This is a genomic window from Ruegeria sp. CH8, from assembly GCF_056536985.1.
Window position 1 is genome coordinate 15,179 of sequence record NZ_JBQFQR010000025.1, and the last position, 26,586, is coordinate 41,764.

Annotated in this window: 28 protein-coding genes; 8 read left to right on the forward strand and 20 right to left on the reverse strand. The window is 58.8% G+C overall.

The window, feature by feature from the left end; genetic code table 11:
- Positions 1 to 34: 34 nt before the first annotated feature.
- Entirely contained in the window at positions 35 to 409 is a 375-nt protein-coding gene (gene rplL / locus ACR0ER_RS21180; protein WP_008204003.1) for a 50S ribosomal protein L7/L12, read from the reverse strand.
- 79 nt (positions 410 to 488) lie between these two features.
- Complete coding sequence (rplJ, locus tag ACR0ER_RS21185) at positions 489 to 1,007, reverse strand: 50S ribosomal protein L10 (protein WP_170335589.1); 519 nt, start codon at positions 1,005 to 1,007, stop codon at positions 489 to 491.
- A 402-nt stretch (positions 1,008 to 1,409) separates the two neighbouring features.
- Between rplJ and ACR0ER_RS21190 the strand changes: the two genes are divergently transcribed.
- A complete protein-coding gene (locus tag ACR0ER_RS21190; RefSeq protein ID WP_480770638.1) occupies positions 1,410 to 2,375 on the forward strand; it encodes a phosphotransferase in 966 nt (321 codons plus the stop codon).
- Positions 2,376 to 2,460: 85 nt separating this feature from the next.
- On the opposite strand, the gene rplA is transcribed toward ACR0ER_RS21190, so the two are convergent.
- Complete coding sequence (gene rplA, locus ACR0ER_RS21195) at positions 2,461 to 3,159, reverse strand: 50S ribosomal protein L1 (RefSeq protein WP_170335593.1); 699 nt, start codon at positions 3,157 to 3,159, stop codon at positions 2,461 to 2,463.
- A gap of 1 nt (position 3,160) precedes the next feature.
- The gene (gene rplK / locus ACR0ER_RS21200) at positions 3,161 to 3,610 is read right to left on the reverse strand and encodes a 50S ribosomal protein L11 (RefSeq protein ID WP_113791694.1); all 450 of its coding nucleotides are present in this window, start codon (positions 3,608 to 3,610) and stop codon (positions 3,161 to 3,163) included.
- Between the two features lie 312 nt (positions 3,611 to 3,922).
- Between rplK and ACR0ER_RS21205 the strand changes: the two genes are divergently transcribed.
- From ACR0ER_RS21205 to ACR0ER_RS21215, 3 genes are all read left to right on the forward strand, one after another.
- On the forward strand, positions 3,923 to 4,783 hold the full coding sequence (locus ACR0ER_RS21205) for a hypothetical protein (protein ID WP_480770639.1): 861 nt from the start codon (positions 3,923 to 3,925) through the stop codon (positions 4,781 to 4,783).
- Positions 4,780 to 5,544 carry a hypothetical protein gene (locus ACR0ER_RS21210; RefSeq protein ID WP_480770640.1) on the forward strand — a complete coding sequence of 255 codons (765 nt, stop codon included), beginning with the start codon at positions 4,780 to 4,782 and terminating at the stop codon, positions 5,542 to 5,544. The genes ACR0ER_RS21205 and ACR0ER_RS21210 overlap by 4 nt, the downstream gene beginning before the upstream one ends.
- A 246-nt stretch (positions 5,545 to 5,790) precedes the next feature.
- A complete protein-coding gene (locus ACR0ER_RS21215) occupies positions 5,791 to 7,035 on the forward strand; it encodes a peptidoglycan-binding domain-containing protein (RefSeq protein WP_480770641.1) in 1,245 nt (414 codons plus the stop codon).
- 99 nt (positions 7,036 to 7,134) lie between these two features.
- Here ACR0ER_RS21215 and nusG read toward each other — a convergent pair whose 3' ends face one another.
- From nusG to ACR0ER_RS21250, 7 genes are all read right to left on the reverse strand, one after another.
- Positions 7,135 to 7,668 carry a transcription termination/antitermination protein NusG gene (gene nusG / locus ACR0ER_RS21220; protein WP_170328796.1) on the reverse strand — a complete coding sequence of 178 codons (534 nt, stop codon included), beginning with the start codon at positions 7,666 to 7,668 and terminating at the stop codon, positions 7,135 to 7,137.
- 200 nt (positions 7,669 to 7,868) lie between these two features.
- Positions 7,869 to 8,066: a preprotein translocase subunit SecE gene (gene secE, locus ACR0ER_RS21225; protein ID WP_170335602.1), complete on the reverse strand. Its 198-nt coding sequence runs from the start codon at positions 8,064 to 8,066 to the stop codon at positions 7,869 to 7,871.
- A gap of 68 nt (positions 8,067 to 8,134) precedes the next feature.
- A complete protein-coding gene (gene ccoS, locus ACR0ER_RS21230) occupies positions 8,135 to 8,293 on the reverse strand; it encodes a cbb3-type cytochrome oxidase assembly protein CcoS (RefSeq protein ID WP_170335604.1) in 159 nt (52 codons plus the stop codon).
- A gap of 4 nt (positions 8,294 to 8,297) precedes the next feature.
- Positions 8,298 to 10,475 (reverse strand): heavy metal translocating P-type ATPase, encoded by a 2,178-nt coding sequence (locus ACR0ER_RS21235; protein ID WP_480770642.1) that lies wholly within the window; start codon positions 10,473 to 10,475, stop codon positions 8,298 to 8,300.
- 4 nt (positions 10,476 to 10,479) lie between these two features.
- Positions 10,480 to 10,938 carry a FixH family protein gene (locus ACR0ER_RS21240; RefSeq protein WP_480770674.1) on the reverse strand — a complete coding sequence of 153 codons (459 nt, stop codon included), beginning with the start codon at positions 10,936 to 10,938 and terminating at the stop codon, positions 10,480 to 10,482.
- Between the two features lies 1 nt (position 10,939).
- Positions 10,940 to 12,367 carry a cytochrome c oxidase accessory protein CcoG gene (gene ccoG / locus ACR0ER_RS21245; protein WP_480770643.1) on the reverse strand — a complete coding sequence of 476 codons (1,428 nt, stop codon included), beginning with the start codon at positions 12,365 to 12,367 and terminating at the stop codon, positions 10,940 to 10,942.
- A 101-nt stretch (positions 12,368 to 12,468) separates the two neighbouring features.
- Positions 12,469 to 13,344: a LysR family transcriptional regulator gene (locus ACR0ER_RS21250; protein ID WP_480770644.1), complete on the reverse strand. Its 876-nt coding sequence runs from the start codon at positions 13,342 to 13,344 to the stop codon at positions 12,469 to 12,471.
- Positions 13,345 to 13,444: 100 nt separating this feature from the next.
- On the opposite strand from ACR0ER_RS21250, the gene ACR0ER_RS21255 reads away from it, so the two are divergent.
- The gene (locus tag ACR0ER_RS21255; protein WP_480770645.1) at positions 13,445 to 13,576 is read left to right on the forward strand and encodes a hypothetical protein; all 132 of its coding nucleotides are present in this window, start codon (positions 13,445 to 13,447) and stop codon (positions 13,574 to 13,576) included.
- A gap of 137 nt (positions 13,577 to 13,713) precedes the next feature.
- Here the strand turns inward: ACR0ER_RS21255 and ccoP are convergent, their stop codons facing one another.
- Genes ccoP through ccoN form a run of 4 tightly spaced genes read right to left on the reverse strand, consistent with a single transcriptional unit; the run spans position 13,714 to position 17,126 of the window.
- Entirely contained in the window at positions 13,714 to 14,577 is an 864-nt protein-coding gene (ccoP, locus tag ACR0ER_RS21260; protein ID WP_480770646.1) for a cytochrome-c oxidase, cbb3-type subunit III, read from the reverse strand.
- Positions 14,574 to 14,765 carry a cbb3-type cytochrome c oxidase subunit 3 gene (locus ACR0ER_RS21265; RefSeq protein ID WP_480770647.1) on the reverse strand — a complete coding sequence of 64 codons (192 nt, stop codon included), beginning with the start codon at positions 14,763 to 14,765 and terminating at the stop codon, positions 14,574 to 14,576. Before ACR0ER_RS21265 ends, ccoP begins: the two co-directional genes overlap by 4 nt.
- Positions 14,766 to 14,775: 10 nt before the next feature.
- The gene (ccoO, locus tag ACR0ER_RS21270) at positions 14,776 to 15,504 is read right to left on the reverse strand and encodes a cytochrome-c oxidase, cbb3-type subunit II (RefSeq protein ID WP_170335617.1); all 729 of its coding nucleotides are present in this window, start codon (positions 15,502 to 15,504) and stop codon (positions 14,776 to 14,778) included.
- A gap of 14 nt (positions 15,505 to 15,518) precedes the next feature.
- Positions 15,519 to 17,126 (reverse strand): cytochrome-c oxidase, cbb3-type subunit I, encoded by a 1,608-nt coding sequence (gene ccoN, locus ACR0ER_RS21275; protein ID WP_170335619.1) that lies wholly within the window; start codon positions 17,124 to 17,126, stop codon positions 15,519 to 15,521.
- Between the two features lie 194 nt (positions 17,127 to 17,320).
- On the opposite strand from ccoN, the gene ACR0ER_RS21280 reads away from it, so the two are divergent.
- Positions 17,321 to 18,160: a universal stress protein gene (locus ACR0ER_RS21280; RefSeq protein ID WP_480770648.1), complete on the forward strand. Its 840-nt coding sequence runs from the start codon at positions 17,321 to 17,323 to the stop codon at positions 18,158 to 18,160.
- A 41-nt stretch (positions 18,161 to 18,201) separates the two neighbouring features.
- Here the strand turns inward: ACR0ER_RS21280 and ACR0ER_RS21285 are convergent, their stop codons facing one another.
- Entirely contained in the window at positions 18,202 to 18,453 is a 252-nt protein-coding gene (locus tag ACR0ER_RS21285; RefSeq protein ID WP_480770649.1) for a GlsB/YeaQ/YmgE family stress response membrane protein, read from the reverse strand.
- Between the two features lie 74 nt (positions 18,454 to 18,527).
- Positions 18,528 to 19,271, reverse strand: coding sequence for a transcriptional regulator FnrL (gene fnrL / locus ACR0ER_RS21290; RefSeq protein ID WP_480770650.1), 744 nt, complete (start codon positions 19,269 to 19,271; stop codon positions 18,528 to 18,530).
- Between the two features lie 61 nt (positions 19,272 to 19,332).
- Between fnrL and hemN the strand changes: the two genes are divergently transcribed.
- Positions 19,333 to 20,688: an oxygen-independent coproporphyrinogen III oxidase gene (gene hemN, locus ACR0ER_RS21295; RefSeq protein WP_480770651.1), complete on the forward strand. Its 1,356-nt coding sequence runs from the start codon at positions 19,333 to 19,335 to the stop codon at positions 20,686 to 20,688.
- A 175-nt stretch (positions 20,689 to 20,863) separates the two neighbouring features.
- Positions 20,864 to 22,792, forward strand: a complete 1,929-nt coding sequence (locus ACR0ER_RS21300) for an elongation factor G (RefSeq protein WP_480770652.1) — start codon at positions 20,864 to 20,866, stop codon at positions 22,790 to 22,792.
- 20 nt (positions 22,793 to 22,812) lie between these two features.
- Here ACR0ER_RS21300 and ACR0ER_RS21305 read toward each other — a convergent pair whose 3' ends face one another.
- The 3 genes from ACR0ER_RS21305 to ACR0ER_RS21315 are packed head-to-tail and all read right to left on the reverse strand — an operon-like array spanning position 22,813 to position 26,579.
- Positions 22,813 to 24,390 carry an ABC transporter ATP-binding protein gene (locus ACR0ER_RS21305; protein WP_480770653.1) on the reverse strand — a complete coding sequence of 526 codons (1,578 nt, stop codon included), beginning with the start codon at positions 24,388 to 24,390 and terminating at the stop codon, positions 22,813 to 22,815.
- Entirely contained in the window at positions 24,387 to 25,493 is a 1,107-nt protein-coding gene (locus ACR0ER_RS21310) for an ABC transporter permease (protein WP_480770654.1), read from the reverse strand. The genes ACR0ER_RS21305 and ACR0ER_RS21310 overlap by 4 nt, the downstream gene beginning before the upstream one ends.
- Positions 25,494 to 26,579 (reverse strand): microcin C ABC transporter permease YejB, encoded by a 1,086-nt coding sequence (locus ACR0ER_RS21315; RefSeq protein ID WP_170335636.1) that lies wholly within the window; start codon positions 26,577 to 26,579, stop codon positions 25,494 to 25,496. It abuts the gene before it with no gap.
- Positions 26,580 to 26,586: the final 7 nt, after the last annotated feature.

The following is a 26,586-nucleotide window of genomic DNA, read 5'->3' on the forward strand; positions in this document are numbered from 1 at the left end:
TTTCGGCACATCAGCGATGCACCAGAGACTAAGCTTAGGCCAGCTCGACTTCGGCGCCAGCTGCTTCCAGCTTGGCTTTGACGTCTTCTGCTTCTGCTTTGTCCACGCCTTCTTTGATCTTGCCGCCGGCTTCGACCAGTTCTTTGGCTTCTTTCAGGCCCAGGCCGGTGATGCCGCGAACTTCTTTGATGACGTTGATTTTCGATGCGCCGGCGTTCTTCAGAACGACGTCGAATTCGGTTTTTTCTTCCTCAGCTGCACCGCCGGCGTCGCCACCAGCAGCCATGACAACTGCGCCGCCTGCTGCGGGCTCGATGCCGTATTCGTCTTTGAGGATGGTTTTCAGTTCTTGTGCTTCCAGCAGGGTCAGACCCACGATGCTTTCTGCGAGTGCTTTCAGATCAGCCATTTTATCAGCTCTTTCCGTTTACAGTGTGTGTTCCAACGTCAGGGCATATGCCCCACGCAGATCATTCAGTGCCAACCGCTTACGCAGCTTCCGCCTTCTCTTCGATGGTGGAAAGGATGCTTGCGATGTTGCTTGCAGGTGCGCCAATCGCGCCGGCGATGTTCGAAGCAGGTGCGCCAATGCAGCCCACGATCGAAGCGATAAGCTCCTCGCGAGACGGCATTTTCGAAACTGTTTCGACGCCTTTGCGGTCAAGAGCGTTCTCACCCATTGCACCACCAAGAATTTCAAAATTCTTGTTATCCTTGGCGAAGTCCTCGGCCACCTTGGCTGCTGCCACGGGGTCCTCGGAATAGGTCAGAACGGTCATCCCTGTCAGCAGGTCGGCCATGCTTTCACACGGCTTACCCTCAAGGGCGATTTTGGCGAGCCTGTTCTTGGCAACACGCACGGCACCACCCGCGTCACGAGCACGTGCGCGAAGGTCCTGCATCTCGGCAACTGTCAGACCGGCGTAGTGAGCAACCACTACGACGCCAGAGCTTTCGAAGATTTGGCCGAGTTCCTCGACCACTTTCTCTTTCTGGGCTCTATCCACAGTTCTCTCCAAGTTAGGGGCGATATTTCGCCCCGGCTCATATTTGCTGAGGTCGAAACCCCAGCGTTCAGGTCCGTTGTTACGGGATTGGCCAAAACTCGCCCGAGGATCGTGACCCTCAGAATTCTTTGGTCTTACCCGTCTCAGGCAGGGAATTAAGGGGCCGAATGGACCCACCCACCGTCTTGGACGAAACGAAATAAAGCGCACGACGAATCGCACGCTTTACTCCGCAGCTCTCTTTAGGGCAGATAGCCGGGGTTTCCAAGGGGTAAATTGACCGTTCTGACGGTTTGGCGGGACCAAACTGCCGTGCCTCGAACCATGTCCGCGATTGACATGGCTTGCGCACTGGGGTCCTGTCAAACAAACCCCTCGTTTCGCGTCCAGCTTTTACCCCTTATGCCAACCCTCACAGAAGATGAAAACAGGCGCGCAACTGAGTTTGTCGCGGAATTCTCGCGCCATGCGGGGTTGGGCCCGGCGCTGCAATTCGATTGCGTATATCGATCGCACGGCTTTCCCACCACCCGCCTGGTTCTGCGGGTCAAGGGGCCAACGCAGGACTATGCGATGAAGATCGACACTGCCTCGCCCGAGTCCGGTCGTTTGAAGGCAGAATTCGATATTCTGACCCGGCTGGAGCGGTATTTTGACCGGCACGCGACTTCGCGCGTTGTACACCCTTACTACCTGTCTCCGGGAAACATATTCTTCGTGACCGAATTCATCGACCGACCAACCGCCGTCGACGTGATCCACAACAGCGAAGACGACGATCAGGTCGCCCGTATCTACCGCCGTGCAGGGGCGTGGCTGAACGATCTGCATGGCTTTCAACCCGCAACGGAGTATGAGTTCCGGCCATGCTGGATGACCCTCAGCATCAAAGAGTTGGTGAATTCGGTGCCGCCGCATATCGAGAAAGAAAGTCAATCGATGGTGAAGACCCTGAAGACCTCAGCCCAGCATCTCAAGGGCATCCCCGATACGCGGGTGTTTTCGCATGGTGACTTTCACGGCCAGAACCTGATTGTCGGCAAGGGTGAAATGATTGGTCTGGATTTCACCGAGGTACGAGAAAAATTAGGCGTCTACGACATCGTCGATTTTCTCAAGTCGGATATCTTCCGCGATGCGGACCCGTCCGATGTGGACCGCAGCGGCATCCTGAAACTGAACAAGGACATGTTCTTTCGCGGCTATCGGCACCCGGTCCATATGGGGATACTGGATTTCTGCATCCGCGGGCGTCTGCTGAAAGACTGGCTTGCATTGTGGCATGTCGATCACAAATGCAGCGCCTACGAGGAAGACAGGCGGCGGCGTCTGGGGGATCGGCTTCAGATCGCGTTTCAACAACGCTGAAAACGCTTAATCCCCAGCAAGACCCAAAAGAAAATCCCGGGCAGTTTGCACCACCCGGGACCAAATCTTTTCTAACCGTTTAGGCTTATTCGCCAGCAGCAGCCGCCACATCCAAAGTCACGCCCGGGCCCATTGTCGAGCTCAGCGCGATTTTCTTCATGTAGGTGCCTTTGGCGCCCGACGGTTTGGCCTTGGCAACAGCCGAGACGAAAGCACGAACGTTTTCGGCCAGCTTGGCTTCGTCAAACGACGCTTTGCCAACACCGGCGTGCACAACGCCGCCTTTTTCCGCTTTGAACTGAACTTCACCGCCTTTGGCTGCTTCCACGGCCGCTTTCACGTCCATGGTCACGGTGCCAACTTTGGGGTTCGGCATCAGGTTGCGGGGGCCCAGAACCTTACCCAGACGACCGACGATCGGCATCATGTCCGGGGTGGCGATGCAGCGATCGAATTCGATGGTGCCGCCCTGAATGGTTTCCATCAGGTCTTCTGCACCAACGATATCTGCGCCTGCTTCTTTCGCTTCGTCAGCCTTGGGGCCACGAGCAAAAACAGCAACGCGCATCGCTTTACCGGTGCCGTTCGGCAGACCAACAACGCCGCGAACCATCTGGTCTGCGTGACGGGTGTCAACACCCAGGTTCATCGCGATTTCGATGGTCTCGTCGAATTTCGAGGTTGCGTTGGCTTTGACCAGGGCAACTGCGTCTTCAACCGACAGGTTTTCCTTGCCAGCGACAGCTTCGCGCGCAGCGCGGGTGCGTTTACCAAGTTTTGCCATCTTACTTCACCTCGATGCCCATGGAGCGGGCCGAGCCCAGGATGATCTGCATTGCGCCTTCGACGTCGTTGGCGTTCAGATCTTTCATTTTGGCTTCGGCGATTTCGCGAACCTGCTTGGTGGTCACGGTAGCCACGGTCTCACGACCGGGATTTTCCGCGCCACGGGGGCGGTTCCGCTTGCCAACCGGCTTCAGACCAGCGGCTTTTTTCAGGTAATAAGACGCGGGCGGCGTCTTGATGTCCATGGTAAAGGACTTGTCCTGATAATAGGTGATCACGGTCGGGCAAGGCGCACCCTGCTCCATATCTGCGGTCTTGGCATTGAACGCCTTGCAGAATTCCATGATGTTGATGCCGCGCTGACCCAGCGCCGGACCAACTGGCGGCGACGGGTTCGCCTGACCTGCAGGAACCTGCAGTTTCATTGTACCAGCAAGCTTCTTGGCCATTTGGTTTTCCTTTCAACGTAGGTGAAACGCGTTCCACCCGGTTTATGTTGCGTGGTCCGATCCGGGATCGCGATCCCAGCAACCTCCCACGAGAGAATCTCGCCCGAAGACGATAGAGGGGGCGTTTACAGTGGAACGTTGGGGTTGGCAAGTGGCTGGAGCCATAATCCGAAGTGATCCGTTTCAGCCCTATTCAGTCTCTCGATTTCGATCCGAATCTCGGAAACAGAAATTTTTTGCAAGTTCCTAAGTTGCTTAAGTAACGCAGACAGGTATCTTGGGCCTGCTTGGTCACAACAGAGGTGGTCTGGGATGGCATCATCTCGAATAAACAAAGGACTTCTGATCTGCGTTCTTTTCGCCATGTTGCCGGGCTGTGGCAGCAAGGCTCAGGATCAGGGTGCTGTCTCCGAGACGGCGACCCAAACCAACGGGCACATGAAGGCCGCTTCATTCGCGTCAGGGGGTATTGATCCGGCCACCTATGCCGGTCGTTTTCAGATCAAGCTGACCAAAGAGGTCCCTCTGCGCGATATACCTGTACCTTTCACGGTCTATAGCGGCATCGAAGAAGCCAGCCCGACTCGATTGCGGCTGAGGGCCTTCATAGACCTGCGCGGCTTGCAGGAAAAAGCGCCCGAAATACTGACGGGCCCATTGGAAGAAAGCTGTAAGCGTCAGATCTTTCTCGAGATTCGAAACGTCACCGCGAAAGGTGAAACCGTGAAAGTCGAAGGTTCGGCCCGTGCGCGTTTCACAACCTGCAATCGGCGCGAAGAACCGGGCTTTCGTTACTTTGGTGCCACGGTAGATGCTGTTGCGGTCGCCAAAGCAGAAGTCAAAGGTCAGTGCCTTACATTTAGCATCGAAGGCGTCGACCTTGATCCGCGCGGTTTCATCGGCGCGGTCTCTGACCTCTTCGGGCTGACCAATCGCATCAACGAAGCGGTCCTTGAAAAAGGCGGGGAGTTTTTGGCAGCCAACCCGGTCTGCCCTCCACTACCTGAAGAATTTTCTGTCCTCGATCCGATCTACGAATCCGGCGGCACACGCGAAATTGCGCCCGGCGGAATGGGGGCAGCTGTCGTCGGGTCCGCGGATGTCAGCGCCGAGACGATAGTCAAAGTCCTTGGGGGGCTGAAAGAGCTTGGCGTATTGGAGTTTGCTGAATGAGACTTTGGCTTCTGATTCCGGTCCTATTGGCAGCTGTTCTGATTGCCCGAGCGCCCAGCGCACAACAGGTGAACTTTGTCATCGACGCAAAGCTGCCCGTACGCGATACGGAATTGCCGTATACGCTTGACCTGAACCTCACGGCGGCCGCCCCCACTCGGATCGGGGTGGGCGCACTTCTGGATTTGCGTCAAATACAGAAAACTGTGCCTGAGCAACTGGCTGATAACGCGATCATCGACAACTGCGGCCTGCAGGTCCGGCTTGATGACCTAGATCTTAACGCCGAAAACGACGCGATTGGTTTGGATGGCGATGTAACCATCACGATCTTCGAATGCAGCCGAACCGGTGAACGTGACTTTCATAGGGGTGAACAAAAAAGAGCCATACTGGCGAACATGTCCACCGAAGCAACTGTCGAACTGCGCGACAACTGCGCCTATTTCAAACTCATCGATCTTACACTTACGGCACCTGAAGCACAGCGCGAGCAGCTTCTGCAAGACGATACTCTCGAGTCGGTAAAAGAGCTTATGCTGGCCGCCGTCGACCTTGTACTCAACGAGACACCTCTGTGTCCCGAACTACCTGCAGAGCTCGCTTCACTTGATCCGGTTTATGACAAAGGCGGTCCAAGGGAGATCGGAGAAGGTGGACTGGGTGTTTTCCTTGACGGGTCAGTAGATTTCAGCCCTTCGACAATCCTCGACATTCTGACAGTCCTTCAACAACAAGACCTAATCCCCGGTCCGCCGTAATTGCCAGGAACTTTCATTGAGGTAGTCCTCCCTTCTGGTTCTCGCCTTCCGCACAGCCGACCACGTGATCAAAGTCCTCAAACGCGCCGTCGGTGACCTGCCCGCTCACATCTCAGATTGGGCAGAAGTCCGCCAATCAATCGCCAAAAGATCAGGTTTCTGGCTTCGCGGCCGACTCCAAGACCGCGTCGCGCAATGAATGTGTTATACTCATCGAATTCAGGCGTTTTGTTTTGGAGGTAAGTTATGATTTTTCGTTTAATAACAACGCTGGGAATCGCTCTATCCTTTGCTTTAACGGCTCCTCAGGTTGCACGGGCCGACGCCGGCGACTTCCTTGGCGGCGCTGTCGTTGGCGGGGTCGTAGGTTACGCGATTGGCAAGGACCAGCAGAAGAAAAAAGCCCAAAGGACAACTCGGTCAACCCGGACCTACCGTCCGAGCATACCGTCGACAACGCAGGGTGCGCAAACCCAGACCGCACTCAACTACTTTGGTTACAATGCCGGAACGGTCGATGGTCAGGTTGGACGCGGCACCCGAGCAGCGATCGAACGCTACCAGGTTTCAATGGGCTACCCTATCAATGGCTATGATTTTCAGCCCTATCAGCGCGACTTCCTTATGCAAGCGTACTATTGGGCGACGAGCGGAGGACAGGCTTCAACTCAACTGGCGGGCCAGCCTCTTTTGATGGCGTACCGTCAACAAGTACATAGCGGCACCGCTCTGGCAGCCGCGCCTCAGCCCACGGCACCCACGGTAGAAGCCGCCCCAGTCGCGGTCGCCCCGGTCGCGGTCGCCCAAGAGCCCGAACCAGTGCCAGAGGTTGCAGAAACACCCTCCGCCACCCTGCCGACCCTGTTTTCCGGAGGCACAACGGGTCCATCGCTTGCCAATCGCTGCAGCGCGGTCATGCTTCAAACTTCAACCAATGGCGGCTATACGACTTTGGCAAACATGTCCGACCCTGATTTTGCACTTAGCGAACAGTTCTGCCTTGCCCGTAGCTACGCGATGGCACGAGGTGAAAGTCTAATGCAGGACATCCAGGGACTGACGCCGGATCAGGTGGCAGCTCAGTGCGATTCATATGGTGAAATGCTGGAGCCGCAAGTTGTTGCGCTATCTCTGAACTCCAAAACAGAAGCGGAAACTCAGATGCGCAAGCTTGCATTGGAATCTGGGCAAAGCCCAGAAGATCTGGCGGCAACAAGCAAAGTCTGTCTGGCAATGGGATACCTGCAGGACAACATGGATACCGCTGTAGGTTCCGCGCTGATGTTGGTCGCAATGGGAGAGCCCGCCTACGGAGAGTTGGTTGGACACCACCTGCGTGAAGGTTTCGGTGTGCAGGAACGCCGCGATCTTGCGATGCAATGGTACGATGCGAGCCTTTCCGCGCTGGACGCTGGATCGCAGGCGGTCTTCTTGCCGTCTCAGTCGGACCGCCCGCAACTGTTGCGCGCGGCTATGGTGCAGGTGCAATAAGTCGATAATCTAAAAGTTAACGACACCCGCATTGCCGAAACAAAAAATCGCCGCGTTGCCTATTGCATCGCGGCGATTTGAATTTCGATGCAAAGCCGTTTAGCTCTGCTTGGTCACCTGCGTGAAGTCCAGCTCGACCGGGGTTTCGCGGCCAAAGATCGAGACCGAAACCTTCAGCTTCTGGTTCTCGTCGTCCACGCCTTCGACCATACCGTCGAAATCCTCGAACGGGCCGTCGTTGACCTTGACCTTCTCGCCGACCTCGAAGGTGATCATCAGCTTGGGCGCTTCTTCGCCTTCCTGAACGCGGTTCAGGATCTGGTTCACCTCGGCGTCGCGCATCGGCATCGGGCGGCCTTGCGGGCCCAGGAAACCGGTGACGCGGTTGATCGAGTTCACAAGGTGATAGCCCTGATCCGACATCTCCATATGCACCAGCACATAGCCGGGCATGAAGCGGCGTTCGGTCGTGACCTTCTTGCCCCGGCGCACTTCGATCACCTCTTCGGTGGGTACCAGAACCTCGTCGATATCGTCCTCAAGGCCCTGCTCGGCCACCGACGTGCGGATCTGCTCTGCGATCTTCTTTTCGAAATTCGAAAGAACGCTGACCGAGTACCACCGTTTCGCCATGAACCTGTCGTCCTTGTTTTACTTTCGGTGCTTTCGGATGGCCGCAAGCACCGTCATTGAAATTCTATCCCATCACCCGGAATAAAAAGCGGCGCGCAGCCCGAATCGCCGCACGCCCATTCCGAATAGTACGGTGTCAACTACTCTGACATCGCACAAGGTGCAAGGGGGCAGTGGCGTTTCCGCCCGCCCGAACCGGTTTAGCTGAACGCGCCCAGGATCGCTTGCAGCCCGCCGCGAATGGCCAGATCGACCAGCGCAAAGAACACAGCCGTCAGCGCCGCCATGATGAACACCATGACCGTGGTCAGCAGAACTTCGCGCCGGGTCGGCCAGACGACCTTTGCAACTTCGGCACGGACTTGCTGAATGAACTGGATCGGATTCATAGTTGCCATTTGGCTTGGTTCTCTCTGCTAGCGGATGGGCCGGACATAACCGGGCATTGCGGCAATTTCAAGGGCCGTCAGGGCTTGGGCTTGTCGTCCCATTCATCGCTGAGGATACGGCGTGCGTCGCCTTCGGGGTCATCATACTGGTTCGACCGGACCGTATAGATGAACGCCACAAGGCCAACCCCGCCCAAAAGCAGGGAAATCGGTATAAGATAGGCCAGAACTTCCATCGGATTACCTCAGACGCAGGGCGTTCAGCGACACGGTAATGGACGAGGTCGACATCGCCAGCGCCGCGATCAGCGGTGTGGCCAGGCCAACCACGGCCAACGGTACCGCGATGATATTATACACGGTGGCGATGCGGAAGTTTTCACGAATCCGTTTCGTCGCTTTCACGGCCGTATCGCAGGCATCCGCGATCGGGGCAAGATCATTGCCCAGCAGCACGATATCCGACGCCACCCGCGCCGCATCCAGCGCCGAGGCCGGAGAGATCGACACATGCGCCGCCGCCAGAGCGGCCGTATCATTCAGGCCATCGCCAACCATCAGAACGTGACGGCCCTGATCGCTCAACTCCTGCACGCGGGCTGCCTTGTCCTGCGGCAGAGCCTGTGCGACCCAGTTTTCGATCCCCAGTTTTTTAGCCAACGCCTGCACCGCGCCCTGCGTGTCGCCGGAAATCAGAATGACGTCCTTGCCTGCATTGCGAAGGGCTTGAACTGCCTCAGCCGCGCCGGGACGCAGGCTGTCCGTGAACAGGAATGTTGCAGGGGCCTGTCCGCCAACCGACAGCCAGGCCGCGGTCTGATTGCCCTCTTCCGCGCCGGTCCACGCCGCGCGGCCCAGACGCACCCGCTGGCCGCGCCAGTGGCCCTCGGTGCCATAGCCCGGAACCTCAGTAACGTCTTTGAGGCCGGCCGGTTTGATCCCGGCGTGCCGTGCAGCCTTGGTCAGAGCTACCGACAACGGATGCGAGGACGCCTCGGCCAATGCCAAAGCAATCTCAAGATCCGCACGGGAATGATCACCCAGATTGGTCAGTTCAGGCGTGCCCGAGGTCAGCGTACCGGTTTTGTCGAAGACGACCGTATCGACCTCGGCCAGACGCTCCAGAGCAGTGGCGTGTTTGATCAGCATCCCCTTGCGGAACAACCGCCCCGAGGCCGCCGTGGTCACCGCCGGGACAGCCAGGCCCAGCGCACAGGGACAAGTAATGATCAGAACAGCGGCGGCGATGTTCAGTGCGGTACGGATATCCCCGGAATAGATGTACCAACCCAGAAAGCTGAGCGCCGACAAGATGTGCACGCCCGGCGCATATAGCTTGGCCGCTTTGTCCGCCAGCGAGGTATAGCGTGAACGACCCGATTCAGCGATGGCGACCAGATCGGCCATGCGATGCAGCGAGGTATCCTCGCCCACCGCTGTCGCCCGGATGGTCAGCGGACCGGTCAGGTTGACCTCTCCGGCGCTGACGGCCAGGCCAGCTTCGGCGAAGACAGGCAGGGTTTCCCCTGTCAGCAGAGAGCGGTCGAGTTCCGACTGGCCAGAGACAATCTCGCCGTCCACCGGCATACGGCCACCGGGTCTGACAAGGATCAGGTCGCCAACAGCCAGCGTGGCCACCGCGACTTCTTCTTCGGCCCCACCGACGAGCTTGATAGCGCGGGGCACTTCAAGGGCGGTTAGTTCTTCAGCCGCAGATCGGGCGGCGGCGCGGGTACGGTAATCCAAGTACCGGCCCGCCAGCAGGAAGAAGGTAAGCGTCAGCGCCGCGTCGAAATAGGCGTGCTCACCGCTAAGCGCGGTTTCCCACAGCGACGTCACCAGCGCCAGCACGATGGCGAGCACAATCGGCACGTCCATGTTCAAGCGACGCACACGCAGAGCGCTCCAGGCGTTGGCAAAGAAGGGCTGCGCAGAAAAGGCAATCGCGGGCAGCGCAATCGCGGCCGAAATCCAGTGGAACATGTCGCGTGTGGCGTCCGAGGCCCCCGACCAGACCGACACCGATAACAGCATCACGTTCATCGAGGCAAACCCGGCCACCGCCAGACGCATCAGCAGATCGCGGCCCGCCTTGTCCGCCTGCGTGGCCGACAGGGCGCCGGGGTCCAGCTCATGCGCCTCGAAGCCCGCGTTTTCCAGCACCGGGATCAGATCGGCGGCACGCAGGTCGGGTACCGCTTTGACCATCGCGCGTTTCAGAGTCAGGTTTACCCGCGCATCTTCCACACCGGGATGGGCGTTCAGCTCACGTTCGACCGTGGCGATACAGGCCGAGCAGTGAATGCCCGGCAGGGACAGCGCGATCTGCACATCCTGCGGTACGGGGCGCGCCGGTTCCGCCGGGCTGGCAATGCACCCCGGACAGGTTGCCGTGCCGGATGTAAGCTGCGCCGTCATCCATTCACCCCTTCACATACAGCGGCACGCGCTGCGCGAACTCGGCACCCGAGCTGTCCTTGGCCACCAGCCGGATGTTCCAGTTGCCCTTGCCCAAGGTCGCCGGGGTTGCGTAGGCTTGGCCATCAAAAGTGAAATCGGGCGAAAAATCCTCTTTCACATGGGTGGCTCTGCCAACCACGGCCTGCAGTTCCGTCACTTCGACCGGGGCGCCGGTCTTGTCCGTGATGTGTAGGATCAACAGCCCACCCGAAACCTCGGCGCGGATGGTCCACCCCAGCGCCTGCTGTTCCTGCAGACGCTCGTTGAACTCCTGACTGGCGACATACGAGTTCTTAACCTCAAGCCCCGGAAAGGTTTTCACCGCGCTATAGGCCAACACGAGGTTGACAGCGATGATCACGCCAAAGGCAGCGACAAACACCGCCAGGGCGTGCTTTCCGGTAAACTGACGCTCGGCCATCTTAGTTTCCTCGTCCATTGAACGTGGTGTCCTTATAGGCGCGTTCACCACTTTCCACATCCTCGACCCAGATACGGACCGGCGTGGTATCCGCAGCCGAAGGTCCGGTGCCTTTTGCCGAAACGATATAAACGCGCGTCAATTGTGCCGTATCCGCGGTGACATTAACAGTACTGCCCTCGATCCCTTCGATTTGCAGCTGCAGCGCCGGATCACCGGCCAGCGTCAACTCGAACGGCCGGTCCTCGCCATGTTTATTGCGCAGACGCACGTCATAAGTGTTTCGGATGGTGCCGTCAGACAGGGTCACGAAGGTCGGGTTGCGCACCGGCGCCACGGTCAGATCGATGTCCGAGCGGATGAACAGCGCGAAAAGCAGGCCAAAGCCAACCGCCGCCCACATCGCTGTATACATAATTGTGCGCGGCCGCAGGATGTGTTTCCAAACATTCTTGGGCGGCTCGCCCGCGCGTTCGCGGGTCTCATCACTCAGCGCCATATAATCGATCAGGCCACGCGGCTTGCCGATCTTGGCCATCATATCATCACATGCGTCAATGCAAAGCGCGCAGGTAATGCACTCCAACTGCTGACCGTCGCGGATGTCGATGCCAACCGGGCAGACATTCACGCAGGCCATGCAATCGATGCAGTCGCCCAACTCGGAATCCGTTTTCCGCTTGCCCTTGCCGCGTGGCTCACCCCGCCATTCGCGGTAGCCAACAACCAGAGTGTCTTCGTCCATCATCGCGGCCTGAATACGCGGCCACGGGCAGGCATAGATACAAATCTGCTCGCGGGCGAAACCACCGAACAAAAAGGTCGTTCCGGTCAGAATCAGAACGGTTGTGTAGGCGACAGGGTGGGCGTTGCCCGTGACCAAATCGCGCAACAGCGTCGGCGCGTCGGCAAAATAGAACACCCAGGCGCCGCCGGTGGCCACACCGATCAGCAGCCACACGGTCCATTTCGTCAAACGCAGCCGGGCCTTGCGGAAATCCAGTTTTTCCTGCCGATGCAGGCGCAAACGAGCGTTTCGGTCCCCCTCGATCCAGCGTTCAACCAGAATATAAAGATCGGTCCACACAGTTTGAGGGCAGGCATAACCGCACCACACACGCCCCAGCGCCGAGGTAAACAGGAACAGCCCGAGACCCGCCATGATCAGCAGGCCCGCGACGAAATAGAACTCGTGCGGCCAGATCTCGATCCAGAAGAAATAGAACCGCCGGTTCGCCAGATCCAGCAGCACCGCCTGATCGGGCAAGCTGGGGCCGCGGTCCCACCTGATCCAAGGTGTTAGATAGTAAATCCCCAACGTGACCGCGAGGATGATCCATTTCAGGTTTCGAAAAGGACCGGACACGCGCCGGGGAAAAATGGGCTCCCTAGCAGCATAAAGGCTGGGGGCGGGGTCGGAATCGCTCACGAGCTGGCTCCAGATGTGGCTGTTTTTTAGGCGTCTTGTCCCAAATCACAGCGTGTCCCACTTTGACATGGGTCAAAAGCGCATCGCACAGACACCTTTTGTCACATGCGACCAGATTGCCGCCTGAGCCAAGCCACAAAAACCTTGACGGCAGGCCGCAGCGGTGCATCGCCGGTTACAATATGATAGCCCCGTTCGCCCGGTTGGCAAAACAGTTCGACAAGGCGGCCCGCTTCTATGTCGGGTTCAACGAAATGCCGCGCCGTGACGGTCACGCCCTGTCCGGCCCGTAGCCCTTCAAGCACCAGATTGCCTGGCAACATGATGCGCCCGGCACGAGGGCCATGTTCAACGCCATGTTGGGCGAGCCACGAGGTCGCCTCGGTGGTTCCAAGCTCTTCAAGCCAGGGCAGCTGGCTCAGCTCGCCAGGGGTCATCGACGTCCTGCCCTGCAGCAGAGAGGGCGCGGCGACGATCACGATCGGGCTTTGCAGCAACAGTTCCGATACCATGCCCGGCCAGTTCCCGTCGCCGTACCGGATCGCCACATCCACCCCGCCCGGACGCAGGCTGACCAATTCGGGCGAAGGGTCTAACACCAGAGGGATATCAGGATGGTCGAGCTGAAAGGCAGGCAGGCGCGGCATCAGCCATGACGCCGCAAAAGACGCCGTCAGCGAGACGTGAACCGGGCGATCCTCGGTCAGGTGCAACAGGTCGGCCACGGCATCGCGGATGGCCCCAAATCCCAGATGCAGGGCGCGGGCCAGCCTCTCGCCCTCGGGGGTCAGGGTCATGGACTTTCCGCTTCGGTCCAGGAGCGCGGCACTAAGGTGTTTTTCCAACGCGCGCAATTGCTGACTGATGGCAGCGTGGCTGACATTCAGCAAAGCCCCCGCCTGCACCAAATTTCCCGTTTCCGCAAAGGCATGAAAGGCCTTCAGCGAAGCAAGCGGCGGCATCTTCAACCAATCCATATGTAAACCCTGCTTACACGTTCGATTTCCAATTGAGTCGCATTTCCGCGCGCGCAGATCAATCCTGAACCTAGTTAGAGACAAACCCAGGAGAGGTCAGATGCTGTCTGTTTTCGCCAAAACCTTCATGGTCGCCACCCAGACCGAGACCCGCAACGAACCGAAACAGCGGCTTCGTGATGATCCGTGGTGGAAGGTAAGCTTGCGCGTCGCAGGTTCACGTCCAAAGTAACGAGTCCACTGGACCGGATCGGGACGGAACACTAGTTTGGAGCTGTAGCACCGGCTGTTCAGGAAACGCGCGAACAGATGGAACAGCCGGTGCCTCAACCTTCGGGCGGCGAACCGTCCGAAGGTATTCCTTAAACCTTACTGACCACCACCCAACTGGTGGACATAGGCAGTGACGGCGCGGATCTGCGCGTCAGTTAAACGGTTTTCCCAAGCAGGCATCACACCAAAGCGGCTGTAGGTCACCGTCTCTGTCAGAGCCTCTTGGCTGCCGCCATAGAGCCAGATCGCGTCGGTCAGGTTCGGCGCGCCCTGGAAGACATCGCCTTTGCCATCCTCACCGTGACAGGCCGCACAGTTGTCCTCAAAGACAACCTTGCCCGCCTGCGCCGCCGCATCGTCGGTCTGCGCATTGGTCAGAGACATGACGTATTGAACCACCTGAGTGATCTCTTCGCCTTCGAGAATCTCGCCAAAGGCCGGCATCTCGGAATAGCGCGCATCGTCGCTTTCCTCGTTCCGGATACCGTGAGCGATGGTGAACTCGATATCTTCGAGCGTACCGCCCCACAGCCAGGCGTCATCCAGCAGGTTCGGGAAGCCGGTGGCGCCTTGCGCACCCGAGCCGTGGCACTGCGCACACCAGGTGCGGAACACAGCGCCGCCCGCGTTCACCGCATATTGCTGCAGCTCGGCATCGACCGAGATCTGCTCCAGCGGCGTTTCAACCAGCTTGGCATTCCACGGTGCGTTCGCCTCTTCGAAACTCACCATTTCCTGCTGCACATCCTCACGCGTGGACCAGCCCAGAACACCGGCCGTTGCAGAATGAACCAATGGCCATGCGGGATACATGATCGTGTAGATCACGCCCCAGATAATAGTGGCGTAGAAGGTCCACAGCCACCAGCGGGGCATCGGGTTGTCGAATTCTTCGATGCCGTCCCAGGTATGTCCGGTTGTGTTTGGATCGCCCGGCAGTTTTTCAGATGGTTTGCTCATTGCCGCGCCTCCTTAGATTCTGATTCGGCGGGTTTGTCTTGATGCCGGAACGGAATGTTGGCGGTGTCCTTGTATTCCTTGCTGGCACCGGGGCGGAAAACCCAGATCACGATGCCAACAAAGAAGCAGAACAACAGCAGCAGCATCCAGCTATCCGCGAATTGCCTCAGGAGTGTATATTCTTCCATCACACCCTCCTTAGCGGCTCGCGTCCGGGGTGAAAGTCGAGAAATCGACCAGCGTTCCCAGCATCTGCAGATAGGCAACCAGCGCGTCCGCTTCGGTCAGTTCAGGCTGACCGTCGAAGTTGCGCACGCTGACCTTGTCGCCATAGCGTTCCAGCAGCCCGTCATAGTCGCTGTCCGGATCGGCCTGCGCACGGAAGTCCGCCTGAGCGTTGGCCAGCATCTCTTCGGTATAGGGCGTACCCACCAGAGCGTTCGCCGCCATGATGTCGCCGATATACTTGCCGTCCAGCTTGCGGTGCTCGAGGAAGCCGTATTTCGGCATCACCGATTCCGGCACAACCGACTGCGGATCACGCAGGTGGTCCACATGCCACTGGTCCGAGTAACGGCCGCCCACACGTGCCAAGTCAGGACCGGTACGCTTGGAGCCCCACTGGAACGGGTGGTCATACATCGACTCAGCCGCCAGCGAGTAGTGGCCATAGCGTTCGACCTCGTCCCGCATCGGGCGGATCATCTGGCTGTGGCAGACATAGCAGCCTTCGCGGATGTAGATCTCACGCCCCGCCATTTCGAGAGGGGTATAAGGGCGCATGCCCTCCACTTTCTCGATTGTGTTCTCAAGGTAGAACAGCGGGGTGATCTGAACCAGGCCACCGATGGTTACGACCAGAAAGCTGAAGATCAGCAGGAGGGTCGCGTTGGTCTCGAGGATCTTATGTTTGTCGAGAATTGCCATTGCTCCGGCCCTCCTTATTCAGCCGGGACCGCGACGGTCAGGCTGGCCTCTTTGGCCGGTGCCTTCCGCACAGTCATCCACAGGTTGTAGCACATGATCACAGCACCAGCGACGAACATCACGCCACCCAGAGCACGCACCACATACATCGGGAACTTGGCCGCCACGGTATCGGCGAACGAGTTCACCAGGAAGCCGTTAGCATCCACTTCGCGCCACATCAGGCCTTCCATGATACCGGTCACCCACATCGACGCGGCGTAGAGCACGATGCCGATGGTGGCGAGCCAGAAGTGCCAGCTGACCATCTGAAGCGAGTACAGACGCTCGCGTTTCCACAAGACGGGCACCAGGAAGTACAGCGCACCAAAGGTGATCATGCCGTTCCAGCCCAGCGCACCCGAGTGCACGTGACCAATGGTCCAGTCGGTGTAGTGGCTCAGCGAGTTCACGGCGCGGATCGACATCATCGGGCCTTCAAAGGTGGACATGCCGTAGAAGCCGACCGAGATCACCATCATCCGGATCACCGGGTCGGTGCGCAGCTTGTCCCATGCGCCCGACAGGGTCATCAGACCGTTGATCATACCACCCCAAGAAGGCATCCACAGGATGATCGAGAACACCATGCCCAGCGTCGAAGCCCAATCAGGCAGCGCGGTATAGTGCAGGTGGTGCGGACCGGCCCAGATATACAGGAAGATCAGTGCCCAGAAGTGGATGATCGACAGCTTGTACGAGAACACCGGACGTTCGGCCTGTTTCGGGATGAAGTAGTACATCATGCCCAGGAAGCCCGCGGTCAGGAAGAAGCCCACAGCGTTGTGGCCGTACCACCACTGGATCATAGCGTCTTGCACGCCCGACCAGACGATGACCGATTTCGAACCCCAGATGCTGACTGGGATGGTCATGTTGTTGACCAGGTGCAGCATGGCAACGGTGACGATAAACGCCAGATAGAACCAGTTGGCCACATAGATATGCGGCTCTTTCCGCTTGACCACGGTGCCCAGGAACACGGCCAGATAAGCCACCCAGACGACGGTCAGCCACAGGTCAACATACCATTCGGGTTCGGCGTATTCTTTCGACTGGGTTCCGCCCAGAACGTATCCGGTTGCGGCCAGCACGATGAACAGCTGGTAGCCCCAGAACACGAACCACGCCAGATTACCGCCCCACAGACGCGCGGCGCTGGTGCGTTGCACGACATAGAACGAGGTCGCGATCAGCGCGTTGCCGCCAAATGCGAAAATCACCGCCGAGGTGTGCAGCGGACGCAAGCGGCCAAAGTTCAGGTAACCCTGCGCCCATTCAAAGTTTAACGCCGGGAAGGCCAGCTGGAACGCAATAAAGGTCCCCGCCAGGAACCCGATCACACCCCAAAAGGCGGTTGCGATCACGCCGTAGCGGATGACCCCATCCATGTATTCGCCCGAGCGATCCACGAGAATATCTGGCTCTTCGGTGTTTCTCAGCGTCCAGATGAACAAACCAACGGCGATAATCATCACCAGAATTGCGTGCACCTGATACGCCAAATCGCGTGCGTAATTGGTTCCGATCGCCGCGAATATCGCGATCAGACCAAGCACGATCAGCTTGATGTAATTTGACATATTGCGTCCCTTTGCCATGCCCCGCGTGATTCTTTATGTGTCGCGAGACCCATTTGACTGGCTGCTGTTTTGTCGGACAGAGGCCAGAACTGCTTTGATCTGTGTCAAGACAATAGCTCGATTTCTGTGACAATCGTACTCTTGTTGTTGGGTCATCAGGCCGCAGCAAGACGCTCCGCAGGCACGAGGTCAAAATGGCGTATAAATCTCTTCTCACTGTCATGACGGACACAAGCCAAAGCGATCCGGCTCTGGCACAGATGGCCGCGCTGGCATCCGCGCAGGACGCACATATCGAAGCGCTCTGCCTAGGCGTAGACCGCAGCCAGACCGGCTATTATTACGCGGGTGCCAACGCGCTGATTCTTCAGGAAACACTGACCCGCGCCAATGCTGAAGCCGAGGAAATCCTGACCTACGCCAAAACCTATCTGGGCAAGACCGACACCCGGTGGTCTGCCGAAAGCGGTGTGGCGCAGATTTCGGATATTGGCCGCCATGTTGCCCACCGCGCGCGATTCTCCGACCTCGTCATCCTGCCGCAACCCTATGGCGAAGATCGCGGCGCCGAGGCCGAACCCATCGTCGAAGCCGCAATGTTCGAAGGTCACGCACCGGTTCTGATCACGCCGCAGGACGCCACGCCCTTCGCGCGGCCTGGCACGATCCTGATCGGCTGGAACGAAAGCGTCGAGGCGATGCGCGCCATTCGCCGTGCAATGCCCTTCCTGATTGAGGCCGATCTGGTGCGTATCGTCGTCATCGACCCTCCGCGCCACGGTCCCGACCGGTCGGACCCGGGGGGAATGTTGTCACAGATGCTGGCCCGTCATGGCGTGAAATGCGAGATTGACGTGCTCAGCAAAACCATGACCCGTGTGTCGGATATTCTCAACCGGCACGCCGCTGACACCGAAGCGGACATGATCGTGATGGGGGCCTATGGCCATTCGCGGTTCCGCGAAGCCATTTTGGGTGGCGCGACCCGGAACATGCTGGAACAATCCTCGGTGCCCGTTTTCCTCGCCCATTGAGGCAAGCTTGATTACAAAAGCCGCCCCTCGGGGCGGTTTTTCTAGCGTTTTATCAGCCCGATCAAGAACAGCAGAATCACTGCGCCAATTGTGGCGAAGAAGATTGATGAGAGGACACCGCCGCCCACAGCAAAACCCAGCGCCGGAAAAATCAATCCGGCCAAGAAGGCACCAACGATACCAACGATGATATTGCCGATCAGGCCAAAGCCGCGGCCTTCCATGATCTTGCCCGACAGCCATCCGGCGACAGCGCCAATGAACAGCATCGCCAGAATGCTACTGAATTCCATGTTTTACTCCTGAGACTTACGTTACTCAGGGCCAGTTAAGCACGGTGCGCGGCCTCAGTCACGCCGCAAGCGTTTCAGACCAGAAATCCGCCGTCCGCGTCGTCGCCCGCCTCTTCCATCAGCCGCCCCATATCCGGGATCGTGACGTGGCGCTTGCCTTCCAGCAGAATGACCTGATCCTTTTTCAGCGCCGAGATCTGACGGCTGACCGTTTCCAGCGTCAGGCCAAGGTAATCCGCCATCGCCTCGCGGGTCAGGGGCAGATCAAACACGATCGGGCCGGAGTTGCCCTTCTGGTGGATCGAGGCGTCGCGACGGGCGATGATCGACAGCAGGCTTGCGATCTTCTCGCGCGCAGTCTTGCGCCCCAGAACCAGCATCCACTCGCGCGCCGCGTCCAACTCGTCCAGCGTCATTTGCAACAGTCGATGCGCGATATGCGGTGTTGAGCTCATCAGTTCTTCGAAGGGCTTCTTGCGAAAACAGCACATGACCAGATCGGTTGTCGCCTGTACGTCATAAGGCGCAGAATCACGCCCCGGACGACCAACAAAGTCGCTGGGTAACAAAAGGCCAACCATTTGCGTGCGTCCGTCCTCCATCGTCTGTGTCAACGATGCGATACCGGACACGACAGAGCCGACAAAGTTCATCTGATCCCCGGACCAGATGATCGTCTGACCCGCTTCGAAACTGCGGTAATATTTAATGCCTTCAAGCTCTTCCAGCTCATTCGCATCGCAATGCGCACACACTGCGCGATGCCGGATAGGGCAGTCTCCACAGTTCGTATGGTCGATCTTGAATATCGGTGTCATGCGCATTTCCACTTGATCTCGGTCAAAGCATCTGGCCGGGCCGTCCCTTAAACGTATCGCCATGATAGTGAAACCACAATTGGCAAAGCTTGGACTATTTGACGCGAAAGTACCGCGTTACACCAGCTACCCCACCGCTCCCCATTTCAGCAATGATGTGGGGCCAAGTCTTTATGGTGACTGGATTTCCGGCCTTAAACCCGGCAGTTCCGTGTCGCTGTATATCCATGTCCCCTTCTGCCGCAGGCTGTGCTGGTTCTGCGCCTGCCGCACGCAGGGCACGCAGACGGACAACCCGGTCATCGCCTATGTCGACGTGCTGAAGGCCGAGCTGGACCTGCTGGCCGAGCGTCTGCCCGAAGGTGTCACCCTGTCGCGCCTGCATTGGGGTGGCGGAACACCGACCCTGCTGAACGCCGATCTGATGCGCGATCTGGCAGCGCGGATTTTGGACGTGGTGCCGCTGGGACCAAACGCCGAATTTTCGGTTGAGATCGACCCGAACGAGATTGATGAGGCTCGTCTGGACGCGCTGGCCGAGGCCGGTATGAACCGCGCCTCGATCGGGGTGCAGGATTTCGACGACGAGATTCAAAAGACCATCGGGCGCATCCAAAGCTATGACACCACCCGAGACGCCGTGGACATGATCCGCGCGCGGGGGATCACCAGCCTGAATGCCGACATCCTGTATGGCCTACCGCATCAGACCAAGACCCGGATGACGGAAAGCGTACAGAAACTGCTGTCGCTCAGCCCGGACCGGGTTGCGCTGTATGGCTACGCGCACGTGCCGTGGATGGCTAAGCGGCAACAGCTGATTCCTTCGGACGCCCTGCCCACTCCCGAAGAGAGGCTGGACCTGTTCGACACCGCCCGCCGTCTGTTCATGTGGGACAACTACGCGGAAATCGGCATCGACCACTTTGCCACGCAGGACGATGGCCTGACCCATGCGCTGAAGGCCGGACGGCTCAAGCGGAACTTCCAAGGCTATACCGACGATCAGGCCGAAGTTCTGATTGGTGTCGGCGCCAGCTCGATCTCGCGCTTCCCGCAGGGCTATGCGCAGAACGCGCCCGCGACGTCCGCCCATACCAAGGCGATCCGCGAAGGGCGGTTCTCGACCTCGCGCGGGCACCTGTTCAAAGAGCAGGACATCTTGCGAGGCCGTCTGATCGAAGCGCTGATGTGCGATTTCCAGATCGACAGCGCCGAGATTCTGCGCGACCACGACATCACCGCAGCCGAACTGCGACGCATGTTTCAGGACGCCAACAGCGCCTTTGACGGGTTGCTGCGCATCACCGAGGACGGGTTGTTCATCCCGCCCGAGGCGCGCCCTCTGACCCGCATGATTGCCCGCAGCTTTGACGCATATGATCTGAGCAAAGCCGGCCACAGCTCAGCAATATGACCCGGCAAGAGGTCAGGGCTTGACGCGACGGGTCGGTTTTTCACACACTTGTAGGGTGGGCGGCACCTCGCCCGCACCTGAGGCAGGCCGAGTAACAGACAATTGCGCCAACGCATTCGCGTAAGGCTACCCTTTTCGTGCAGTCGATCTGCAAATTGAAAGAGGGACAGCACCTATGCGCGTTTTCACCGTCCTCGGCCCCAGCCAATCGGGCAAAACCACTCTGGTCGAGGCTATAAGCCGCCTCGACGGGCGGCCCACAACATTTGATGTTTCCGGAACCGTGCATTTGCACGGTTTTTCTTACTTGGACGAGCCCTGGTGCGCCATCGACGTGGATGGCGGCGGCGACAATCTGGCTTATGTCGGCCCGGCCATGGCAATCTCAGACGCCGCCGTGGTGGTTGTACCACCCGACCCGAACGCCGCAGTTCTGTGCGCCCCATACCTGCGGCTGGTTGAAGAGGCGGGCATTCCCTGTTTCCTGTTTATCAACCGTATGGACAATCCGAATGGCCGGATTCGCGACATCATCGCGGCGCTTCAGACCTATTGCTCCCACCACATCGCCCTGCGGCAGGTTCCGATCCGCGAAGGCGATACGATCATCGGCGCGGTCGATTTGATCTCGGAGCGAGCATGGAAATACCAGGAAGGGCAGCCTTCGGCCCTGATCGAGCTGCCGCAATCAGTCGAGGACCGCGAACAGGAGGCCCGCACCGAATTGCTGGAAACCCTGTCGGATTTCGACGATCACCTGCTGGAACAACTGATCGAGGACAAACAGCCCCCCAGCGCCGAGGTTTATGATCTGGCCGCACAGGTCCTGCAGAACCACCAACTGATCCCGGCCTGTCTGGGGGCGGCCAGCCACGGCAACGGTCTGACCCGCCTGATGAAGGCGCTGCGGCATGAAGCACCCGAATTCGACATCGCGGCGGATCGTGACGAGGCCGCCGAGAATGCCCGCGCCATCGCCGGGTTTGCGGATGTGAAGAAGCATATCGGCAAAATCGTCGTTCTGCGCGGCTTGGGCGACGGCGTGAAAGCGCATGAGAATCTCGGCGGTGAGACCGTCGGCAACCTGACCACGCTGGACGCCAAGACGCAGATCGCGGATCTGCCCGCCGGACAAATCGGACTGGCGGTGAAATCCGACCACCTGAATCCCGGTAATCTCTATGACAGTACCGAGGCGACGCCGCTGCCGGAATGGGCGTCTTCTCATCCCATCGCATTCCGTCAAATCGTGTCCCCGGCCCATGAACGCGACGACGTTCGCCTGTCGAACGCCCTGACCCGTCTGGTCGAGATCGACCCCGGCCTACATCTGGAGCAGGATGAGTTGAGCGGCCATGCCATTCTGGGCTCACAAGGGCCGCAGCACATGCGGCGCGTCACCGCCAAGCTGGCCGAGGATTTCGGCATCGAGATCGCAACCGAGCAGGTCGAAACCGCCTATCGTGAAACGATCCGTGCACCCGTCGAACACCGCCACCGTCACCGCAAGCAATCCGGTGGCGCGGGGCAGTTTGCCGATGTGGTGATCTCTGTCTCACCGATGCCGCGCGGGGCAGGCTTCCAGTTCGAAGAGATCGTCAAGGGCGGCGCGGTGCCCAAGAACTATATCCCCTCGGTTGAACACGGCGCCAAGGACGCGCTGGCGCAGGGGCCCGAAGGGTTCCCGGTGGTCGATGTGAAGGTGACACTCAGCGATGGCAAGCACCACAACGTGGACAGCTCGGATTATGCCTTCCGGACTGCGGGCAAGAATGCCGTGCGTGAGGCATTGCCACAGGCCAAACCAGTGGTTCTGCAGCCCATCCTGACCGCCGAGATTCACCTGCCCTCGGATTTCGTTGGCGATCTGGTTCCAACCATCAGTTCTTTGCAAGGTCAGGTTCTGGGCTTTGAAGGCAACCCCAACGCCTCGGGCTGGGAGATTTTCAACGCCCAGCTTCCCGCTGTAGCCGAGGACGAATTGCACCGCACCCTCGCCAGCGCCACGCGCGGCACCGGCTGGGTCAAGCTGAGCTTCGATCACTACGAAGAGCTGCGCGGGCCAGTGCCTAAATCAGCCTCGAAAGAAACGGCCAACGCCTGAAACGATGCGGCGGGCTGAGTTCAGCCCGCCGCCGCAATCAACTCGCGGGTATAGTCGGTCTGGGCGTTTTCGAACAGGTCCTCGGCCGTGCCCATTTCGACCACATCCCCGTTCCGCATCACGATCACCTTGTGAGACATGGCACGCACGACCTTCAGGTCATGGCTGATGAACAGGTAAGCCAACCCGTATTTCCGCTGCAAGTCACGCAGCAGATCAACGATTTGCACCTGAACCGTCATATCCAGCGCGCTGGTGGGTTCATCCAAAACCAGCAGTTTGGGCCGCAGCACCATTGCACGTGCAATCGCAATGCGCTGACGTTGCCCGCCTGAGAACTCGTGCGGGTAACGGTCCATCGCGGCGGGGTCCAAACCCACCTCGGTCATCACTTCGGCGACCAGTTCACGCGGGGCGCGGTGGGGGTCGACCTTGTGGATTGCCAGCCCCTCGGCAATGATCTGCTGGCAGGTCACCCGCGGGCTGAGGCTGCCGAACGGGTCCTGAAACACAATCTGCATGTCCTTGCGCAGCCGCCGCAGCTGTCGGGTGGACCAGCGGCGCACATCGTTGTCGCGGAAGGTGATTCCGCCCTCGGACGCAATAAGCCGCATGATCGCCAGCGCCAGCGTCGTCTTGCCCGAGCCGCTTTCACCGACAATACCCAGTGTCTCACCGGCGCGAACGCTTAGCGTGGCGTCGTTAACCGCCTTCACATAGCCGACGGTCCGCTTCAGAAATCCGCGCTGGATCGGGAACCAGACTTTCAGATGGTTGGTTCGGGCGACCTCTTCTGCATCCTGCGCGACCGGGTCAGGATGACCCGAAGGTTCCGCCCCCAGCAGCTTGCGCGTATAGGGGTGTTGCGGGTTGTCGAAAATCTCGGCGGTGGCACCGGTTTCGACAATCTCACCGTCCTTCATCACGCAAACCCGGTCGGCAATGCGCCGCACGATTCCAAGGTCGTGGGTGATGAACAGCATTCCCATGTTTTCGGTTTTCTGCAGCTCAGCCAGCAGTTCCAAAATCTGCGCCTGAATAGTCACGTCGAGCGCTGTCGTGGGTTCATCCGCAATCAGAATATCCGGCTTGTTGGCCAGTGCCATGGCAATCATAACCCGCTGCCGCTGCCCGCCAGACAGTTGATGCGGATAGCTGTCCAGCCGCTCGCGCGGATCACGGATACCGACCTTGGTCAGCAGTTCGACAATGCGTTCCCGCGCTGCGTCACCGGTCAGCCCCTGATGCAGGGCCAGCGACTCGGCCATCTGCTTCTGGATCGTGTGCAGCGGGTTAAGCGAGGTCATCGGCTCTTGGAAGATAAAGCTGATGTCGTTACCACGCACATCCATCAGCTTGTCCTGCGAGGCGCCGATCATCTCGTCGCCATCGTATTTCACCGAGCCCTCGACAATGGCGCTGTCGCCCAGCAACGACACGGTGGACAGGGCGGTGACGGACTTACCTGAGCCGGATTCGCCCACCAAAGCCACGGTTTCCCCGCGATCAACGGTAAAGGACACACCCTTGACCGCCGCGCTGATCTGTCCGTCCTGCCGGAATGAGACCTTGAGGTTGTTCACTTCCAGCAGGCTCATGAGAAGGTCTTTCTGGGATCAAACGCGTCGCGGACGCCTTCAAAGATGAAGACCAACAGCGACAGCATGATGGCAAAGGTGAAAAACGCGGTGAAGGCCAGCCATGGGGCCTGAAGATTCTGTTTCGCCTGCAGGGTCAGTTCGCCCAGCGACGGGGCCGAGGACGGCAGGCCGAAGCCCAAGAAGTCCAATGAAGCTAGACCCGCAATCGTGCCGGTCACGATGAACGGCATGAAGGTCAGCGTGGCAACCATCGCGTTGGGTAGCATGTGGCGGAACATGATAGTCATGTTGCCCACGCCCAGCGCCCGCGCCGCGCGGACGTATTCAAGGTTTCGCGCCCGCAGGAACTCGGCCCGTACAACCCCCACCAATCCGGTCCAGCTGAACAGGATCATCAAAGCCACAAGCAGCCAGAAGCTTCGCCCAAGAATCGCGAACATGATGATGATCACATAAAGCGACGGCGTGGCCGACCAGATTTCGATGATGCGCTGGAACACCAGATCCAGCCAGCCGCCGAAAAAGCCCTGAATGGCCCCGGCGAAGATACCGACGATACTAGCCGCACCGGTGACCATCAGCGTGAACAGGATCGAAAGGCGGAAGCCATAGATCACCCGCGCCAGCACATCGCGTTTGGTGTCATCCGTGCCCAGCAGGTTCTGCCCGTTGGGCGGCAAAGGCGCGGCCCCCGGACGATCGACACTCGTGTTGAAGGAATAAGGGATCAGCGGCCAGAGCGCCCAGCCGCGTTCGAACCCATCGGCCTGATAGGTCCCGGCCTTGATCTCATCAATGATGCTTTCGGGGTCGTCGAAACAATCTTCGATCCCGCCGCTGTCGATCAGGCACTGCACCTCGGGGTCGCGATAGATCGCTTCGGTCTGGAAATCGCCGCCGAACTCGGTCTCCGGGTAGAAATTGAAGATCGGCGTGTAGAACTCACCCCGGTATTTCACCAGGATCGGTTTGTCGTTGGCGATGAACTCGGCAAACAGCGACAGGCCAAACAGCACCGAGAAGATGATCAGCGACCAGAATGCCCGGCCGTTGCGGCGGAAGTTGCGCCAGCGGCGCTGGTTGAGTGGGGATAGTGCCATTTACCCCTCCCGCTTTTCGAAATCGATGCGCGGGTCGACCAGCACATACATCAGGTCGCTGATGATACCGACGACAAGGCTCATCAGGCCGAAGATGAACAGCGTCCCGAAGATCACCGGGTAGTCCCGCGCCACGGCGGCCTCGAAACCCAAACGGCCTAATCCATCCAGCGAGAAGATGGTTTCGATGATGATCGAGCCGCTGAAGAACACGCCGATAAACACGGCCGGAAACCCCGCAATCACGATCAGCATCGCGTTACGAAAGACATGGCCATACAGCACTTTGCTTTCACTCAGCCCCTTCGCACGCGCGGTCATGACGTATTGCTTCTTGATCTCATCCAGGAACGAGTTTTTGGTAAGCAGAGTCAGCGTTGCAAAGGCGGAAATGGTCAGGGCAATAACCGGCAGGGTGATGTGCCAGAAATAGTCGGCGATTTTGCCAAACAGGCTGAGGCTGTCCCAATTGTCCGAGGTCAGCCCCCGCAGCGGGAAAATCTGCCAGTAAGACCCACCGGCAAACAGCACCAGCAGCAGGATCGCGAACAGAAAGCCGGGTATGGCGTAGGCCACGATGATCATACCACTGGTCCAGGTGTCGAAGCGCGATCCATCCTTGACCGCCTTGCGAATACCCAGCGGGATCGACACCAGATAGGCAATCAGCGTTGACCACAGGCCCAGTGAGATCGATACCGGCATCTTTTCCAGCACCAGATCAATTACGCTGATCGAGCGGAAATAGCTCTCACCGAAATCCAGCGTCAGATAGTTGCCCATCATATCAAGGAACCGTTCTACCGGAGGTTTGTCGAAGCCGAACTCTTTCTCAAGCTCTTCGATGAACTCCGGCGGCAGGCCACGCGCACCAACATAGCGGTCATTCACGCCGCCAGTCTGTTGCTCGATATCACTGCCGCCTCCGGCAATGCCTTCGAACACGTCACCACCGCCCTCCATCTGGGCGATGATCTGTTCAATCGGGCCGCCGGGGACGAACTGAACCAGCGTGAAGTTGACGATCATGATCCCAAGCAGGGTTGGAATGACCAGCAACAAGCGTCTTAGAATATATGCTCCCATGGGGGCG